Consider the following 15,898-nt stretch of genomic DNA (forward strand, 5'->3'; position numbering starts at 1 on the left):
CGAAAATCTTATCTAACCCGCTATATTAAGGTAGTAGGCGCACAGGCGCGTGGGCATCAGGCGCCGATCGGCATGGATCCGATAGACATGACGCGTTTCAGTATCATGGTCGGGCGGGATTTGTTCGCGCCGCCATCGCGCAGGGGTTGCTGCATATAAAAGAGCGGGCCATACATGATGCCCATGCCTTGAATGATCGCGTCGGCCATCATTCAACCGAAGGGTGACAAAGCGTCGCCCTTGCCTTTCTGTACGAGACGGGATAGCGCTAAAACATAGATTGTCTGACAAAGGCGAACATATGACGAAGGCGCACACAACCGATCCGCAACATAAATGGCATGAAGACATTCAGGCCGTGCTTTTGGGTACGCTGCTGATCGCGCTGGGCGTCACCATGTATAAAACCGCTATGCTGGGCACCGGCGGCATTAACGGGCTGGCGCTGCTGCTCTCCTATATTTCGCCGCTGGAATTTGGTCTGCTGTTCTTTGCGCTCAACCTGCCCTTTTATTGGTTTGCCTATGTACGCATTGGCCCCGCCTTCACCATCAAGACCTTCGCCTCTGTGGGCCTGGTGTCGCTGTTCGCTCAACTCACACCGCAATGGATCAGCTTTGACATGCTGCACCCGCTTTATGCCAGCGTGATCGGCGGCGGGATTATCGGCGTGGGCCTATTGATCCTGTTTCGCCACAAATCCGGCTTGGGCGGCGTGAATATTTTGGCGGTATACCTGCAAGATCGCTATGGCATTCGCGCAGGCTATTTGCAAATGGGCGTGGACGCGGCCATTTTATGTGGCTCCTTCTTCATCCTCACCTGGCAACAAGTCGGCTTATCGGTGTTGGGCGCGGTGGTGCTCAATCTGGTGATCGCCACCAATTACCGGCCCGGCCGCTATGTCGGCTTTTCCGGCGCATTTTTTGCCCAAAGCAAAAAGAAAGAGGATTAGACCTCGCCCTCATAAAGCGGCAAGCTGACACGAAAACAGGCGCCAAAGCCATCGCCCTTGACCAACTCAATCTTGCCCTTCATCCGCGCAATGATCTGCGATGAAATGGCCAATCCGAGCCCGGAACCGGTTTGCCCGCTCGTAGCCCCGCGCTGGCCACGGGCGAACTTTTCAAAGACACGGCGACGTTCTTTCGCCGCGATACCTGGGCCGTTATCCTGAAACTCTATCAAAAGCCGTTTGCCGTGGTTGCTGAACCGCACTTCGACATAAGGATGTGGTTCGTCATTATATTTGATGGCATTGGTGATCAGATTGATGAACACTTGCGCCAGTCGGTCCGCATGCCCCAACACCATCGCCTGCGCGGGCACATTGTGGCGCCTGATCTGCATATTTTTCGGCCGCGCCAGACTTTCACAAACTGAGACCGCCCGATCCATCGCGTCCACCACATCGACCGGCGCATTGGTCCAGACTTTTTCGCCCCGCTCCAAGGCACTCAGATCCAAAATTTCGTCCAACAATTGGGTGAGCCGCAAACTCTCCGTGTGAATGGTGGACAAAAAGCGTTGCCGGTCTTGCTCGTCCAACTCTTCTGGCTCCAGCAGGATTTCAGAGAAGGAGCGGATCGATGTCATGGGGGTGCGCACTTCATGGCTGACCTGCGACAAGAACTCGTCCTTTTGCTGGTCCAGCTCGCGCAGTTTGGCATTGGCATCCTGCAGCTTTTCCGCGGTGAGCCGAAGTTCTTCCGATTTCTGTTCCAACTGCTGCGAATATTCGATCACCTGCTGGGTTTCGTCAGCAATCTTCATCACTTCCTGCAAGGAAATATTGTCGCCGGACACCACTTGCGAGATCATGACGTGCGCCGAGGCGGCACCAATCGAACCGGCCAGCTCTTTTTCCAGCAGTGCGATAAACTCTGGTGTGGGTTCAAGGTTGGTGCGGCTGCGCCCCTGCTCGCGGGCAAAGCTGTCAAACACCGCCCCTGCCCGCTCGGCCCCCAACACCCGTTGCGCCACAAAGAACAAATCATTGGTGGCTGCAGACGTGCGCATAAACCGGGTTTCAATGCCCGGCATACGGCGAAACGCATCCACAAACAGTGCGCTTTGAATACGCTCCAACACGCTTTGAGACGTGGAAAGCGACACCAGCACAAGGGCAACCGTATTGGCGAAAAGACTCCAGAACACGGAATGAACCAGCGGATCCATCCCCGTCAGGCCGAACAGGGCCTGCGGTTTTAAAAACTCAATGCCATAGGGGCCGTTTTGCACCCATTGCGCCACACTGATGCTGGATTCTTCGAAGCTGGGCAAAAACATGGAATAGGCCCAGACCACAAAACCGATAAACAGCCCGGCCCCGGCGCCCTTGGCCGTTGCATCGCGCCAGAACAGGGCCGCCACAATGGCAGGTAAGGTCTGTGCGACACCGGCAAACGAAATCAACCCGATCAGCGCCAGTGCACCGGAGCCGTTGGTGAGCCAGAAATATAAAAAGCCCAACCCCAAGATCACACAGATGGAAATACGACGGCTGGTGAGCAGCAAGTCGGTGACCCCGCCCCCCTCGTCATCATCACTGCGGCCGGGCAGGCGCAGGGCGATGGGCACCACAATATGGTTGGACACCATAATCGACAGGGCAATCGAGGCGATGATAATCATGGAGGTGGCTGAAGAGAATCCGCCAATAAAGGCGAACAGCGCCAAACCCTCCTGGCCAAAATTAAGTGGAAGGGTGAGCACAAACATATCCGGATCGCTGCCCGGCGGCAGCATCGCCGTGCCCACGATCGCGATGGGTAAAGTGAAGATGCTCATGGCGAACAAATAGAGCGGGAAGGCCCAACTGGCCGTGCGCAAATGGTTTTCGTTAGAGTTTTCCACCACCGTGATCTGGAACTGGCGCGGCAGGCAGATAATTGCCGCAGCCGACAAGATGATCATGGCCACCCAGCGCGAGTTGAACCCGCCATATTCAAAGGCGTTGATCTGCGCCGCATCAGCACGAGCAAACACTTCTGAAAATCCATCGCCCAGCCCGTACACCACAAATATGCCGACAGCCAAAAGGGCAATAAGCTTGATGATCGCTTCAAACGCAATCGCAGCCACCACCCCGTGATGCTGCTCTTTTGCATCCACATTTCGGGTACCAAACAAAATGGTGAAGATGGCCATAGCGACCGCCACGCCAAGCGCCAGGCGCACATCATCCACATTCAGACCCGGCTGGTCCACATTGACGCCCAGCGTCATCACATTCAAGCTGGTGGTGATGGCTTTGAGCTGCAACGCAATATAGGGCGTTGTGCCAATCACCGCGATCAAGGTCACCAACACCGCCAGCCGCGAGCTTTTGCCAAAGCGTGAGGAAATCAAATCCGCCAGCGAGGTGATCCGCTGGGTACGGCCCACCCGGACCAACTTGCGCAGGCCAAACCACCAGCCGACAAAAACCAGTGTGGGCCCGAGATAAATCGTAAAAATCTCATAGCCCGTGCGCGCCGCCGAACCCACGGCACCGTAAAATGTCCAGCTGGTACAATAAACAGAAATCGCCAGCGTGTAGATAAGCGGCGAGCGCAAAAACTTGCCGGCCTCTCCCTTGGCCCAGCGCTCGCTGAAATATGCCAGCGCAAACAGCAGCACCACATAGCCCAGCGCAATCAGAATAATCAGATTGGTGGGAATCATCTATCTTGATCCCGATCAAAGCGCTCGAGGCGCTGTGGCGTTTCATCCTGTTGTGGCAGCCATCGCGAAAGGATGAAGGCCGCGACAATTAAGAAAAGCCACACACCGAAAATGTAGGTGAAAATGATAGGCAGGCCAAAAACGCTTCCACCGCGATCAAATAATTGCACAATCGGCGGCATGATCAGAATGACACCCAATATGGGCAGAAAAAATCCAAAGCCCTCGCTGCGCCGCCGATTCGCCATCAGTTCACCCTTTGCTGGTCCCCGATCAGGGCTCTGACGGCCCCCACAACATCAGAATTGGCATAGGGCTTGGTCACAAAGCTGTTGGCCCCCAACTCTTCGGCAATGCGGCGGTCTTGTGCTTGGCCTTTGGCCGTCAGCATCAGAACCGGCAGATTTACGGTCTGCTCATCCTGCCGCAACAATTTGAGCACCTCAAAACCGGATTTTTTCGGCAACATGACATCCAGCACAACAACGCGCGGCTTGATTTCACGCACTGCTTTCAAGGCGGCCTCCCCATCCTGCGCCGATTGGGTCGACCATCCAGCGCGCCGCAAAATAAAGTCGAGCGAGTCCAGTATACTGGGCTCGTCCTCAACAATAAGGACATCTATGGTCACAAATTCCTCCTCCTCGCACCCAGACCTCCCAATCTGACTGCTCCCCGAACATAGGGCGAAAATCACGCCTCGCCAATATCGAAATTAATATCGGTTAAGGGCAAGCGCACAGTATGCGTCTCACTCGCCCCCGTAAACATCTCCTCTTGTCGACTTTCGCATGAGCGTCGAATGCACATGCGGCACGTGGGGCCGACCGGCACATCAACCTGCGGATTATCCAAATTCATGCCCCGGCCATAAACCGTCTGGTCGGCGTAAAGCACATCCGAAACCAGCATCACCGAGGTATAAAGCGGCCGCGACTGAAATCGGTCTGCGCGCTTGGCAAAAGACTTGGCCAACATCAAATAACGGCCGCCATCGGGATAGCTCACTGTTTGCCGCACCACTTCATTGGGATGGCGGAAAGCGTCAAACAATGTCCAAAGCGGGCAGCCATGCCCCGCATTGGGCCACGCCATGCCGGGTAAGGGAAAATGCTTCGACAAACGCCCTGAAGGATCGGCGCGCAAGAATCCAAATGGAATGCCTTCAGCGCCAGGACGACGCAGGGTCACCAGCCGATGTGCCACCTGCTCAAAACTGGCCGCATAGCGCTGGCTCAAATAATCAATATCATAAGAGCTTTGCTCTGCCTCCTGCAAAAAATCATCGTAGGGAAAAATCAACGCGCCCGCCAAATAAGACCCTAAAGCCCGCACTGCCAGCCGACGGGCCGCGGCTGAACTAAGCCGCGCATCACTGGCAAGCTCAATGAGCAGATCGCGCGCTTTCAACTCACCATAAAGCCGCGCCAGTTGAAATTGCCGTGTCGCCAGCGTCGCACTGCCTTGAAACCACAAGACCTTATCGGACGCATCATAACGATATTGCATGGGGAACCCGCTATCAGATCGGGACAATTGCGCGACACGTTTCGCTTCTATGCCAAACTCGTCGTGTAATTGCGCCGCCAAATCCGCTTCCAATACGCTGCCGCGTTTTTCAAATCTTTTCCGCATTTCATCAGCCGCCTCTTCAAGCAAAGGGAAATAATTCTTCTCCTCAACAATCAGATCATCCAATTCCCGCGCTGGGGTGAGGGAGCGGTTGCGCCCCGCCTCCCCCTCAAACTGATTGATCAACGTCTGCGCGACGTCAGAGAGCGCCCGGCTTTCTTGCGACACCATTTTATGAAAGCGCTGTTGCTCCAAAACCTCCAAATCAGGCACGTCCGTCAAAATTTCCGCAGAAGACCGTACGGCCGTGATTTGCGACAACATCTGGTGCAGCAAATCTGCCAAAAGCGGATCAGATTTAAGGCGATTGGAATATGCCTCAGCCTCGGCCACCGCTTCAGCATAAGCCCGGTAGGTTTGGTGCAACGCCCGGGCCGCGCGGGGGTTGGTCGCCACCAGCTCCCGTGCATCCTCCGCCCCCATTTTGAGTGATTCTAAAGCCGGGTCAGAAAAAATTTCTTCTAGCGCACTGAGCAATCTTTGCTCATTCTCGCCGGTCAATTCGTCTAATGCGACATCTAAGTTTTGCGCAATTGATTGCAACAGCGTGCCGCCCACATCACGCTTATTGGCCTCAATCAGGTTGAGATAGCTGGGCGAAATACCCAGCATTTTGGCAAAGTTGCTCTGGGAGTAACCCAAAGATTTCCGCTGGTTACGGATTTTCAATCCGATCGGCGCCCGCATTTCAAATCTCCCCACCCACCAAATTTGTAAAAAATTTTACAAGCATTTGTAAATTTAAGTACACATTTTTACAAAATATTCCTTATATTACAAGCACCTATTGAAATATTTTCAAAACTACCGCTTAATCAGCCACGATGCGGCGCATGGGAGTTCATTTTATGGAAGCGTCCATCAATTTAAAGGAGGAGAATAATGACTGAACGCAATGATGGCCCTTCACGCCGTCGAGTTCTTAAGGGTGCCGCTGCTGGTCTCGTGACCGCCGGTGTTGCCCCCACCATAATCACCAGTGCGTACGCCCAGGAATATCGGAACAAGCCAACAGGCGACACCGTGACCCTTGGCTTCAACGTGCCGCAAACCGGCCCTTACGCTGATGAGGGCGCTGACGAGTTGCGCGCTTACGAATTGGCCGTTGAACATTTGAATGGCGAGGGTGACGGCGGCATGCTGACCACCATGCAGCCATCAAACCTGACCGGGAATGGCATCCTGGGCAAAAAAGTTGCCTATGTGACGGGTGACACACAAACCAAATCAGACGCAGCGCGGGCATCTGCCAAGCGGATGATTGAAAAAGACGGCGCCTTGATGATTACAGGTGGTTCGTCATCTGGTGTGGCTGTGGCTGTGCAAAGTTTGTGTCAGGAAATGGGCACCATCTTTATGGCTGGCCTGACCCACTCCGATGACACAACTGGTAAAGATAAGCGGCGTTATGGTTTCCGGCACTTCTTTAACACCTATATGTCCGGTGCCGCCCTTGGCCCTGTGTTGTCCGATGAATATGGCAATGAGCGTCGGGCCTATCACCTAACAGCCGACTATAACTGGGGTTACACTCAAGAACGCGCCATGAAGGACTCGACCGAAGCGATCGGTTGGGAAACCGTGAACACGGTAAAAACCCCTGTGGGCGCCGGTGACTTCTCTCAATATATCACCCCTGTGTTGAACTCAGGTGCTGACGTATTGATCCTGAACCACTATGGCCGCGACATGGTGAACTCCTTGACTCAGGCCGTTCAGTTCGGTCTGCGTGACAAGCAGGTTAACGGCAAAAACTTCGAAATCGTTGTGCCGTTGTTCTCTCGTTTGATGGCGCAAGGTGCTGGCGACAACATTAAAGGCATTTTGGGTTCAGCGAACTGGAACTGGTCACTGCAGGATGAAGGTTCACAAGCGTTTGTGAAATCCTTCGGCGCCAAATATGGCTTCCCACCCTCCATGGCAGCCCATACCTGCTATGTACAAACCTTGCTTTATGCCGATGCATGCGAACGCGCAGGCACCTTCTATCCGCCTGATGTGATCCGGGCATTGGAAGGCCACAAGTTTGACGGCATGGGCAATGGCCCAACTGAATATCGTGCAGCTGACCACCAGTGCTTCAAGAGCGTGCTGGTTGTGCGCGGTAACGCCAACCCAACATCTCAGTTTGACCTTCTCGAAGTGGTACAAGAAGTGCCGCGCGAACAGGTTGAGTATGATCCCGCAATCTTTGGCGGCGAGTTGGGACCTTACGAAGTCGCAATGTAATTTCAGACTTATTGTTGCCGGGGCGGCCCTGTCGCCCCGGTTTACAGGCCATTTGTATGTGGGGGGAGTAACCACATGGACGCGATTCTACTACAATTATTAAACGGGTTGGACAAAGGCGGCGCCTATGCGCTGATCGCTTTGGGCCTAACCCTCGTTTTCGGCACCTTGGGTGTTGTAAACTTCGCCCACGGCGCATTGTTTATGCTCGGCGCATTTTGTGCTGTTGCCTTGCGTAAATTACTGACCCTTGAAAAGGTCGTTCTGGATACAGAAAATCTGACGGCATGGGGAACACCAACAGAAATACGCACCCCCTATGTGGAGACCTGGTTCGGCGAATTCGGTGCCGTGCTGGTCAACTATTCTGTGCCACTTTCCATTCTGGTCGCCATACCGGTTATGCTCGTCATCGGCGTAGCGATGGAGCGCGGTTTGATCAAACATTTCTACCGCCGCCCGCACGCTGAGCAGATTTTGGTGACCTTCGGTCTCGCCATTGTGCTTCAAGAAGTGATCAAGCATTTCTTTGGCGCGAACCCGATTCCGCAGCCCATGCCTGAAAACTTTGCCGGCGCGGCCGATGTCGGCGCCATGTTGGGCATGGATCCCAATGTTATTGTTTATCCTTGGTGGCGGCTCATCTATTTTGCCTTCTCTGTCGCCGTAATCGCAGCGGTTTTCGCTTTCTTGCAATTCACCACATTTGGTATGGTGGTGCGCGCTGGCATGGCCGACCGTGAAACCGTCGGCCTGATCGGGATCGATATCGACAAGCGCTTCACGGCCATGTTCGGCTTGGCAGCCGTTGTCGCGGGCGTTGCTGGCGTCATGTACACCCCACTTCTTCCGCCTGATTATCACTTGGGTATGGACTTTTTGGTTCTCACCTTTGTTGTTGTGGTTGTTGGTGGCATGGGTTCCTTGCCCGGCGCTGTCGCCGCGGGCTTCCTGCTCGGCATTTTGCAAAGCTTTGCCTCAATGACCGAAGTTAAAGACATCATTCCCGGCATCGACCAAATCATCATCTATCTTGTTGCCGTGATCATCTTGCTGGTACGTCCACGCGGGCTTTTGGGCCGCAAGGGCGTCATGGAAAGCTAAGGGAGAATAATAATGAACTTTCAAGGCATCTTTTCCATGTCGCGCAAAGACGTGACCACCCTTGTGATCTTTTCCATCGTCGTTCTGGCCATGCCAATCTGGTTGCAACCATTTGGTGCGGCCTATCCTGACCTGATGCAACGCTTTGCGATTTTCGGGATATTGGCCATCGGCTTCAACATCCTGTTTGGCCTGACCGGCTATCTCAGCTTCGGCCACGCCGCCTTCTTGGGTGTTGGCTCTTACACTGCGGTTTGGACCTTCAAGTTGTTTTCAATGAACCCAATCCCCGCATTGTTCTTTGCAGTGATCTTGTCCGGTCTTTTCGCGCTAGTGATTGGCTATGTCAGCCTGCGTCGTTCGGGGATTTACTTCTCGATCCTCACCCTGGCCTTTGCCCAGATGTCCTATAATCTGGCCTATTCTGTGCTGACCCCGATCACCATGGGTGAAACCGGGTTGCAACTGGAAGCCAGTGACCCGCGCATCATCGACAGCATGTTTGTGGGTGAAGAAGCAGGCTTGCCAGTCTCCAACATATTTGGGCTGGAAATGACCGGGATCCCAGGGTTCTATTTCTGCGCGATCTTCCTGCTCATCGGGTTTTTTATCACCCAACGCATCTTCGCCTCACCTTTCGGCATGATGCTACGTGGCATTAAATCAAACCAGACCCGTATGAACTATACCGGCTTCAACACGCGGCCTTACACGCTAACTGCTTTTGTGATCTCCGGCATGTATGCCGGTCTGGCAGGTGGCTTGATGGCGGTGACGGATCCGCTGGCGGGTGCCGAACGCATGCAATGGACCGCCTCAGGTGAGATTGTTTTGATGACCATCTTGGGTGGTGTGGGCACATTGTTGGGTCCAATCATTGGCGCCTGGCTGATCAAATATTTTGAAAACATTTTCTCCAGTTTCAACGAGAATGTGTTGCACAATTTGTTCGGCTTTTTGCCTGACGGGCTTGAAGGCTTCGTGGTGGAAATCACCTCCATGTTTGTTGGCGAAGGCTGGCACCTGACATTGGGTCTAGTGTTTGTGCTGGTCGTGACCTTCCTGCCCGGCGGGATGATGGAAGGCTATAGACGCATCACAACCCTGTTTACCGGCGGCGGTGGCGATGGCGACAAAGCCAAATCCGAAGACACCCAAACCCAACCGGCCGAATAGCCAAAGGAGCACATAAATGACAATCGCAAGCGAAAATGTCGTTCTGAACGTTGCCGATGTGCACAAAACCTTTGGCGGGTTGCACGCACTCAGCGATATTGACCTTCAAATCGAAGAAGGCAAAACACACGCCATTATCGGCCCCAATGGGGCCGGTAAATCCACCCTGCTCAATGTGGTGGTGGGTCGTTTGGCCCCCACACGCGGCGCGGTGGTGTTCGACGGTCAGGTACTGACCGGCAAACAGCCGCACGAGATCAATCAGATCGGCGTGGCCCGGGTTTTTCAGACCCCCGAAATCTTTCCGGACCTGCCGGTATTACAAAATGTGATGGCCCCGGCCTTCGCCAAGCGCGATGGGTCCTTCACCCTCAATTTCCTATCGTCGTTAGCCGATGAGAAGGAAATTCGGGAAGAGGCCGAACATATGTTGGAAGATGTCGGCTTGATCCATCAAAAAGACATGAATGCGGGCTCGCTTTCACGCGGCGATAAGCGCCGGATGGAGCTGGCCATGTGCCTGATGCAGCATCCTAAATTGCTGCTGTTGGACGAACCAACCGCTGGCATGTCACGCCACGATACCAACACCACCATCGAGCTATTACGTAAAATTAAAGAACGCGGCATGACGAAGGTGATCATTGAACACGACATGCATGTGGTGTTCTCACTGGCTGACAAAATCTCGGTGCTTGCAGGCGGGCGCATTATCGCCGAAGGTACGCCAGACGAAGTGCGCAACAACCCAAAAGTGCAAGAAGCCTACTTGGGAGGGGCACACTAATGAATGCAATGACAACGGAAAGCAATATCATGAGCGATGCACAACCCAAACCAACAGAGGCACGGCCCTTTCTGTCAGTAAAGGATGTGCATGCCTATTACGGTGAAAGCTATATTGTACAGGGCATTAGCCTTGACCTGAATGACGGCGAAATCCTTGCGCTGTTGGGGCGCAATGGGGCGGGCAAAACCTCGACCCTGCGCACCTTGGCCCGCGTGGCGGACCCGCAGCTGACCAAGGGCGAAATTTGGCTGGATGGCCAACCCCTGCACAAAATGCGGGCCCATGAAGCAGCCCAGGCCGGGCTGCAGATGGTGCCGGAAGATCGTCGCATCATCCAGGGCCTCACCGTTGAGGAAAACCTGACCCTGGCGCAGGTTGCGCCGGGCCATGGGTGGACGATTGAACAAGTTTACGAGCGTTTCCCACGCCTCGCTGAACGCCGCAATCAGGAAGGCGTGACCCTTTCTGGCGGTGAACAGCAAATGCTGGCCATTGGTCGCGCATTGGTGCGGGATGTCAAACTCTTGCTGCTGGACGAGCCCTATGAGGGCCTGGCACCGGTGATTGTGCAAGAGATTGAAAAGATCCTGTTGGAAATTAAAAAACTCGGGATCACAACCATTATCGTCGAGCAAAACGCGGTTGCCGCGCTCAAGCTCGCCGATAAAGCCGTTATCTTTGACACAGGCGAAATCGTTTATAGCGGTGCCGCCAAAGAAGTGCTGGATAACGAGCAATTGCGTCACGAATATCTGGCCATCTAGCCAGATATTCCGCCGCGCAAATGGGCGACCGGGAGCGATAGGGTCCGGCCACCATTTTGAAGATGTGTAACTTTAAAAATGGGCATTGCTGACCACGTGTCAGCAATGAGAGGGAAAGCTATGTCCGGCAAAACCTATCCGGTGTTTGAGACGTGGGCGCAAAACGCCCACATCAGCAAACAAAAATATGAAGACATGTATGCCCAATCGGTGAATAACCCCGATGCATTTTGGGCAGAACAAGCCAAACGACTTGATTGGATCAAAGAACCAACCATCATCAAAAACACCAGCTTTGATCCGGTGTCGATCAAATGGTTTGAAGACGGTGTGCTCAATGTGGCGCACAATTGCATTGATCGCCATTTGGAAAAGCGGGGCGACCAGGTTGCCTTCTATTGGGAACCTGACCACCCGGATCAACCGGCGCAGGTGATCACCTACAATCAATTGCATGAGCGCGTATGCCGCTTTGCAAATGTGCTGAAAGAACTGGGCGTCAAAAAGGGTGACCGAGTCACGCTTTATCTGCCCATGATCCCCGAAATCACCTATGCCATGCTGGCCTGTGCCCGCATCGGGGCTGTACATTCGGTGGTGTTTGCCGGCTTCTCTCCCGAAGCACTGGCCGGGCGGATCAATGATTGTGACAGCACCATTGTCATCACCGCCGATGAGGGCCGCCGGGGCGGCAAAACCATTCCGCTGAAAAAGAATGTGGATGACGCCCTGCCCCACGCACTGGGCGTGGATAAGGTTTTGGTGGTTGAACACACCGGTGCCAACATCACCATGAAGGGTGGCCGCGATGTGTGGTGGCACGAAGCCGCGGCCGGGGTCGACGAATTCTGCGAGATCGAGCCGATGAACGCCGAAGACCCGCTGTTTATTCTTTACACCTCCGGTTCCACCGGCAAGCCCAAAGGCGTGGTGCACACAGCAGGCGGTTATCTGACCTATATCTCCTTGGCCCACGAAACCGTTTTCAATTACGAAGATGGCGATGTGTTCTGGTGCGGGGCCGATCTGGGCTGGATCACCGGCCACAGTTTCACCCTTTATGCGCCCCTTTCAAACGGGGCCATTTCGGTGATGTATGAGGGCGTGCCGAACTACCCGGACGCGTCGCGCTTCTGGCAGATCATCGACAAATATAAGGTCAACCAGTTCTACACCGCCCCCACCGCCATTCGCGCTTTAATGGGCGCAGGCGACGATTTTGTCACCAAGACCAGCCGCAAATCACTCAAGCTGCTGGGCACCGCGGGCGAACCGATCAACCCCGAGGCCTGGGAATGGTATTTCCACGTTGTGGGCGATGGGCGCTGCCCGATTGTCGACACCTGGTGGCAAACTGAGACCGGCGGTTGCATGATCACCCCGTTTCCAGGGGCGACCGACATGAAGCCGGGCGCGGCGACAACGCCATTTTTCGGCGTCAAACCGCAATTGGTGGACAATGACGGCAATGTGCTGGACGGCGAAGCCGAGGGCAATTTGTGCATTCTCGACAGTTGGCCCGCACAGGCCCGTACCATCTATGGCGACCATCAACGCTTTGTGGAAACCTATTTCACCACCTATAAGGGCAAATATTTCACCTCCGACGGCTGCAAGCGCGATGCAGATGGCGACTACTGGATCACCGGGCGCGTCGATGACGTGCTGAACGTTTCCGGCCACCGTATGGGCACCGCGGAAGTGGAAAGCGCCCTGGTCTCGCATGATCTTGTCTCCGAGGCCGCTGTGGTGGGCTATCCACACGATGTGAAGGGCCAGGGCATTTATGTTTATGTGACCCTGATGGCGGGCGTGAAACAAAGCGATGATCTGGCCAAAGATTTGCGCCAATGGGTGCGCAAGGAAATTGGCCCCATCGCCACGCCAGACTTGCTGCAATTTGCCCCCGACCTGCCCAAAACCCGGTCCGGCAAAATCATGCGGCGCATTTTGCGCAAAATTGCAGAAGACGACTTTTCCAATCTTGGCGACATCTCGACATTGGCCGACCCCTCTGTGGTCGACACGCTGATCAATGATCGCCAGAACAGATCGGCCTAAAGCAACTGTCCCCACTTTGTTTGGGCCGTATATGGGGCGCTTCCATCCTTGGGGCGCCCCTCAATTTTATCCCTTAAACACGTCAGCCCATTCGGGGTGGCGACTATATTGTGCTTTCACGAAGGGACATAAGGGCACAATTTTGAAGCCATTCTCTCGCGCATCCGCAACCAGAAATTCGACCAACGCTTTGCCCACACCCTGCCCCTTCAAGGCATCGGGTACGCCAGTATGATCGGCAATGATGCCGGTTTTGCTGTAGCGCGAGAAGGTTAATTCAGCTTCATGTCCGTCGACCACAGTGACATAACGCCCGCGTGTCTCACCGTCTTCTTTAACGATTTCAATGCTCATCAGTCTGCCTCGAAGCCGACCGCTTTGTGGCTGCCATCACAAAATGGCTTGTTTTTGGACGCCCCGCATCGGCACATGGCAAACTTTTCACCACACGCAATGCGGCGGCCAGAGCCCGACACGACCTCAAGATGACCAGAGACCATCAAAGGGCCATTTTTGACGGGGTTTAGATTGACTTCGCCACCCCGGTCATCCGGTGCGCGATCCGCATCAGCTTTCGCTGGCACCTCACCTGTGGCCTCAAATCCATCGAGATGGCTATTGTCACAAAACGGTTTGTTCTTGGACTTTCCGCAGCGACAGATCACCGCCCGCGTCATCTTTTCCTGCCCAGCAATCTCCAACCGACCCCGATATTCAACCGGGCCATTTTCCCACAATTTAGCCGTGTTGATCGGCTGAACAGTTTCCGAAAGATCAGCTTTTTTTGCCCGATATTTCAACGCGCCCGAGGGGCAACTCTCGACAACTTTTGCAATATCATCAGCTTTGGCATGATCGGGAAACATCCACTGGCCCTTGGCCCCCGGATTAAAAACATCCGGCAATCCCAATACGCAGCGACGGGCGTGAATGCACTTCTTCCCGTCAAATTCGATGCGGATATCATCATTCTCGGCATAGCCCATAGCAACCTCCCCTAGCATTGAACTTATCCCAGTGTGATCGCTGTTGTGGACGAGCGCAATGGCTTGCCCTTCACATGTTTGTCAGGGGCATAAGATTGCGCCGTTATTCATGGGCAAAACCTAAACTGCTTTGGAATGCCTGGCGGTGCCGCGGCCAAAATAAGCGTCAAACTTGGCGGCGATGGCGCGGACAAATGGCTTGCCGTGGCCCACCACAGCAAAGCGATGCTCGTCATTCTCAATAAAGCCGTCCTGATGCTGTGCCGCGATCAGATTGGCTTCACGCAGAATAGCCTTCGCCGCATCGCCATAGCGCGCCACCAGCTCAATCTTATCAAATGAGAATTGGCACATAAGCTGCTCGATCACATGGCCGCGCATCCGATCTTCCTCGGTAAGGGCATAGCCTTTACCCACGGCCAACTCGCCCTTATCGATCATGGCCTGATATTGACCGGTGGGCACCACATTCTGGATATATCCATCGCGGTTTTGACCAATGGCGGACCCGCCAAAGCCGATCATCGCATCGGCCGGATCTACTGTGTAGCCTTGGAAATTACGCCGCAACGTGCCGTTACGCGCTGCCACCGCCATCTTGTCTTGTGGCAAAGCGAAATGATCAAACCCCACGCGCTCATAGCCCGCATCCACCAGCGCGTCCGCCGCAAGCATCGCATGCTCGAACCGCTCATCGGTGCCTGGCAACGCCGCTTCATCAATCATTTTCTGGTGCGTTTTCATCCAGGGCACATGGGCATAACCGAACAGGGCAATCCGATCCGGCTGCAAAAAGGCGGTTTTGGCCACCGTATCCATCAACCGTTCAGTGGTTTGATGCGGCAGGCCATAAAGCACGTCCAGATTGATCGACTTGATGCCTTGCGCACGCAATGCCTCCACCACATCGCGGGTGATCTCAAAGCTCTGCGGCCGGTTGATCGCCTTTTGCACCACGTCGGAAAAATCCTGCACGCCAATGCTGGCGCGGGTGAGGCCGAAATCCACCATGCCCTTGATCTGCTCCGACGTCACATCGCTTGGGTCGATCTCAATGGAGATTTCCGCATCATCAGCAAAATCAAAATGGGTGCGCAGCACATCTTTCAGGCGGGCGAAATCATCCGCCTGCAACAGGGTTGGTGAGCCGCCGCCCAAATGCAGCGACACCACACGCAAGCGGTGCGGCAGCTTAGCGGCCACCATTTCAATCTCTTTATAAAGCCGTTTCAAATAGGCCTGCACCGGTGCATATTTTAATGTCTGCTTGGTGTTGCAGCCGCAAAACCAGCACAGTCGATCACAAAAGGGAATATGGATATAAAGCGATAGCTGATCACCAACCCGAAAGCCGTTCAGCCATTCCGCGTAAACTGCATTGTTGACTTCGTCGGAGAAGTGCGGTGCCGTTGGATATGAAGTGTAGCGCGGCACGGGCGCCGCATATTTTTCAATTAAAGCGTGATCCATTTTCGTCCCCTATTTGGTGA

General features: G+C 54.4%; 15 protein-coding genes. 7 read left to right on the top strand and 8 right to left on the bottom strand.

Features of this window, described 5'->3' with window-relative positions:
• Window positions 1-56 precede the first annotated feature (56 nt).
• Complete coding sequence (locus tag L1I42_RS11430) at window positions 57-209, bottom strand: hypothetical protein (RefSeq protein WP_236114657.1); 153 nt, start codon at window positions 207-209, stop codon at window positions 57-59.
• Window positions 210-301: 92 nt separating this feature from the next.
• Between L1I42_RS11430 and L1I42_RS11435 the strand changes: the two genes are divergently transcribed.
• Complete coding sequence (locus L1I42_RS11435) at window positions 302-955, top strand: DUF6198 family protein (RefSeq protein WP_236114658.1); 654 nt, start codon at window positions 302-304, stop codon at window positions 953-955.
• On the opposite strand, the gene L1I42_RS11440 is transcribed toward L1I42_RS11435, so the two are convergent.
• From L1I42_RS11440 to L1I42_RS11455, 4 genes are all read right to left on the bottom strand, one after another.
• Window positions 952-3,666: an ATP-binding protein gene (locus L1I42_RS11440; protein WP_236114659.1), complete on the bottom strand. Its 2,715-nt coding sequence runs from the start codon at window positions 3,664-3,666 to the stop codon at window positions 952-954. The two genes, L1I42_RS11435 and L1I42_RS11440, sit on opposite strands and share 4 nt — an antisense overlap.
• Window positions 3,663-3,914, bottom strand: coding sequence for a hypothetical protein (locus tag L1I42_RS11445; RefSeq protein ID WP_236114660.1), 252 nt, complete (start codon window positions 3,912-3,914; stop codon window positions 3,663-3,665). Before L1I42_RS11445 ends, L1I42_RS11440 begins: the two co-directional genes overlap by 4 nt.
• On the bottom strand, window positions 3,914-4,297 hold the full coding sequence (locus tag L1I42_RS11450) for a response regulator transcription factor (RefSeq protein WP_236114661.1): 384 nt from the start codon (window positions 4,295-4,297) through the stop codon (window positions 3,914-3,916). Before L1I42_RS11450 ends, L1I42_RS11445 begins: the two co-directional genes overlap by 1 nt.
• A 62-nt stretch (window positions 4,298-4,359) precedes the next feature.
• The gene (locus L1I42_RS11455) at window positions 4,360-5,985 is read right to left on the bottom strand and encodes a helix-turn-helix domain-containing protein (protein ID WP_236114662.1); all 1,626 of its coding nucleotides are present in this window, start codon (window positions 5,983-5,985) and stop codon (window positions 4,360-4,362) included.
• 195 nt (window positions 5,986-6,180) lie between these two features.
• Here L1I42_RS11455 and L1I42_RS11460 point away from each other — a divergent pair, with 195 nt between their 5' ends.
• From L1I42_RS11460 to acs, 6 genes are all read left to right on the top strand, one after another.
• Window positions 6,181-7,527: a substrate-binding protein gene (locus tag L1I42_RS11460; protein ID WP_236114663.1), complete on the top strand. Its 1,347-nt coding sequence runs from the start codon at window positions 6,181-6,183 to the stop codon at window positions 7,525-7,527.
• Between the two features lie 75 nt (window positions 7,528-7,602).
• Complete coding sequence (locus L1I42_RS11465; protein ID WP_236114664.1) at window positions 7,603-8,631, top strand: branched-chain amino acid ABC transporter permease; 1,029 nt, start codon at window positions 7,603-7,605, stop codon at window positions 8,629-8,631.
• A 12-nt stretch (window positions 8,632-8,643) separates the two neighbouring features.
• Window positions 8,644-9,807 (top strand): branched-chain amino acid ABC transporter permease, encoded by a 1,164-nt coding sequence (locus L1I42_RS11470; protein WP_236114665.1) that lies wholly within the window; start codon window positions 8,644-8,646, stop codon window positions 9,805-9,807.
• A gap of 16 nt (window positions 9,808-9,823) precedes the next feature.
• Complete coding sequence (locus L1I42_RS11475) at window positions 9,824-10,594, top strand: ABC transporter ATP-binding protein (protein ID WP_236114666.1); 771 nt, start codon at window positions 9,824-9,826, stop codon at window positions 10,592-10,594.
• Window positions 10,594-11,361: an ABC transporter ATP-binding protein gene (locus L1I42_RS11480; protein ID WP_439651495.1), complete on the top strand. Its 768-nt coding sequence runs from the start codon at window positions 10,594-10,596 to the stop codon at window positions 11,359-11,361. Before L1I42_RS11475 ends, L1I42_RS11480 begins: the two co-directional genes overlap by 1 nt.
• A gap of 120 nt (window positions 11,362-11,481) precedes the next feature.
• Window positions 11,482-13,422 carry an acetate--CoA ligase gene (acs, locus tag L1I42_RS11485; protein WP_236114667.1) on the top strand — a complete coding sequence of 647 codons (1,941 nt, stop codon included), beginning with the start codon at window positions 11,482-11,484 and terminating at the stop codon, window positions 13,420-13,422.
• Between the two features lie 66 nt (window positions 13,423-13,488).
• Here acs and L1I42_RS11490 read toward each other — a convergent pair whose 3' ends face one another.
• From L1I42_RS11490 to hemN, 3 genes are all read right to left on the bottom strand, one after another.
• Complete coding sequence (locus L1I42_RS11490) at window positions 13,489-13,770, bottom strand: GNAT family N-acetyltransferase (RefSeq protein ID WP_439651502.1); 282 nt, start codon at window positions 13,768-13,770, stop codon at window positions 13,489-13,491.
• Window positions 13,771-13,775: 5 nt separating this feature from the next.
• A complete protein-coding gene (locus L1I42_RS11495) occupies window positions 13,776-14,426 on the bottom strand; it encodes a CDGSH iron-sulfur domain-containing protein (RefSeq protein ID WP_236114669.1) in 651 nt (216 codons plus the stop codon).
• Between the two features lie 102 nt (window positions 14,427-14,528).
• Entirely contained in the window at window positions 14,529-15,878 is a 1,350-nt protein-coding gene (gene hemN, locus L1I42_RS11500) for an oxygen-independent coproporphyrinogen III oxidase (protein WP_236114670.1), read from the bottom strand.
• Between the last annotated feature and the right edge of the window lie 20 nt (window positions 15,879-15,898).

Source organism: Maritalea mediterranea (assembly GCF_021568695.1).
Taxonomy (GTDB): Bacteria; Pseudomonadota; Alphaproteobacteria; order Rhizobiales; family Devosiaceae; genus Maritalea; species Maritalea mediterranea.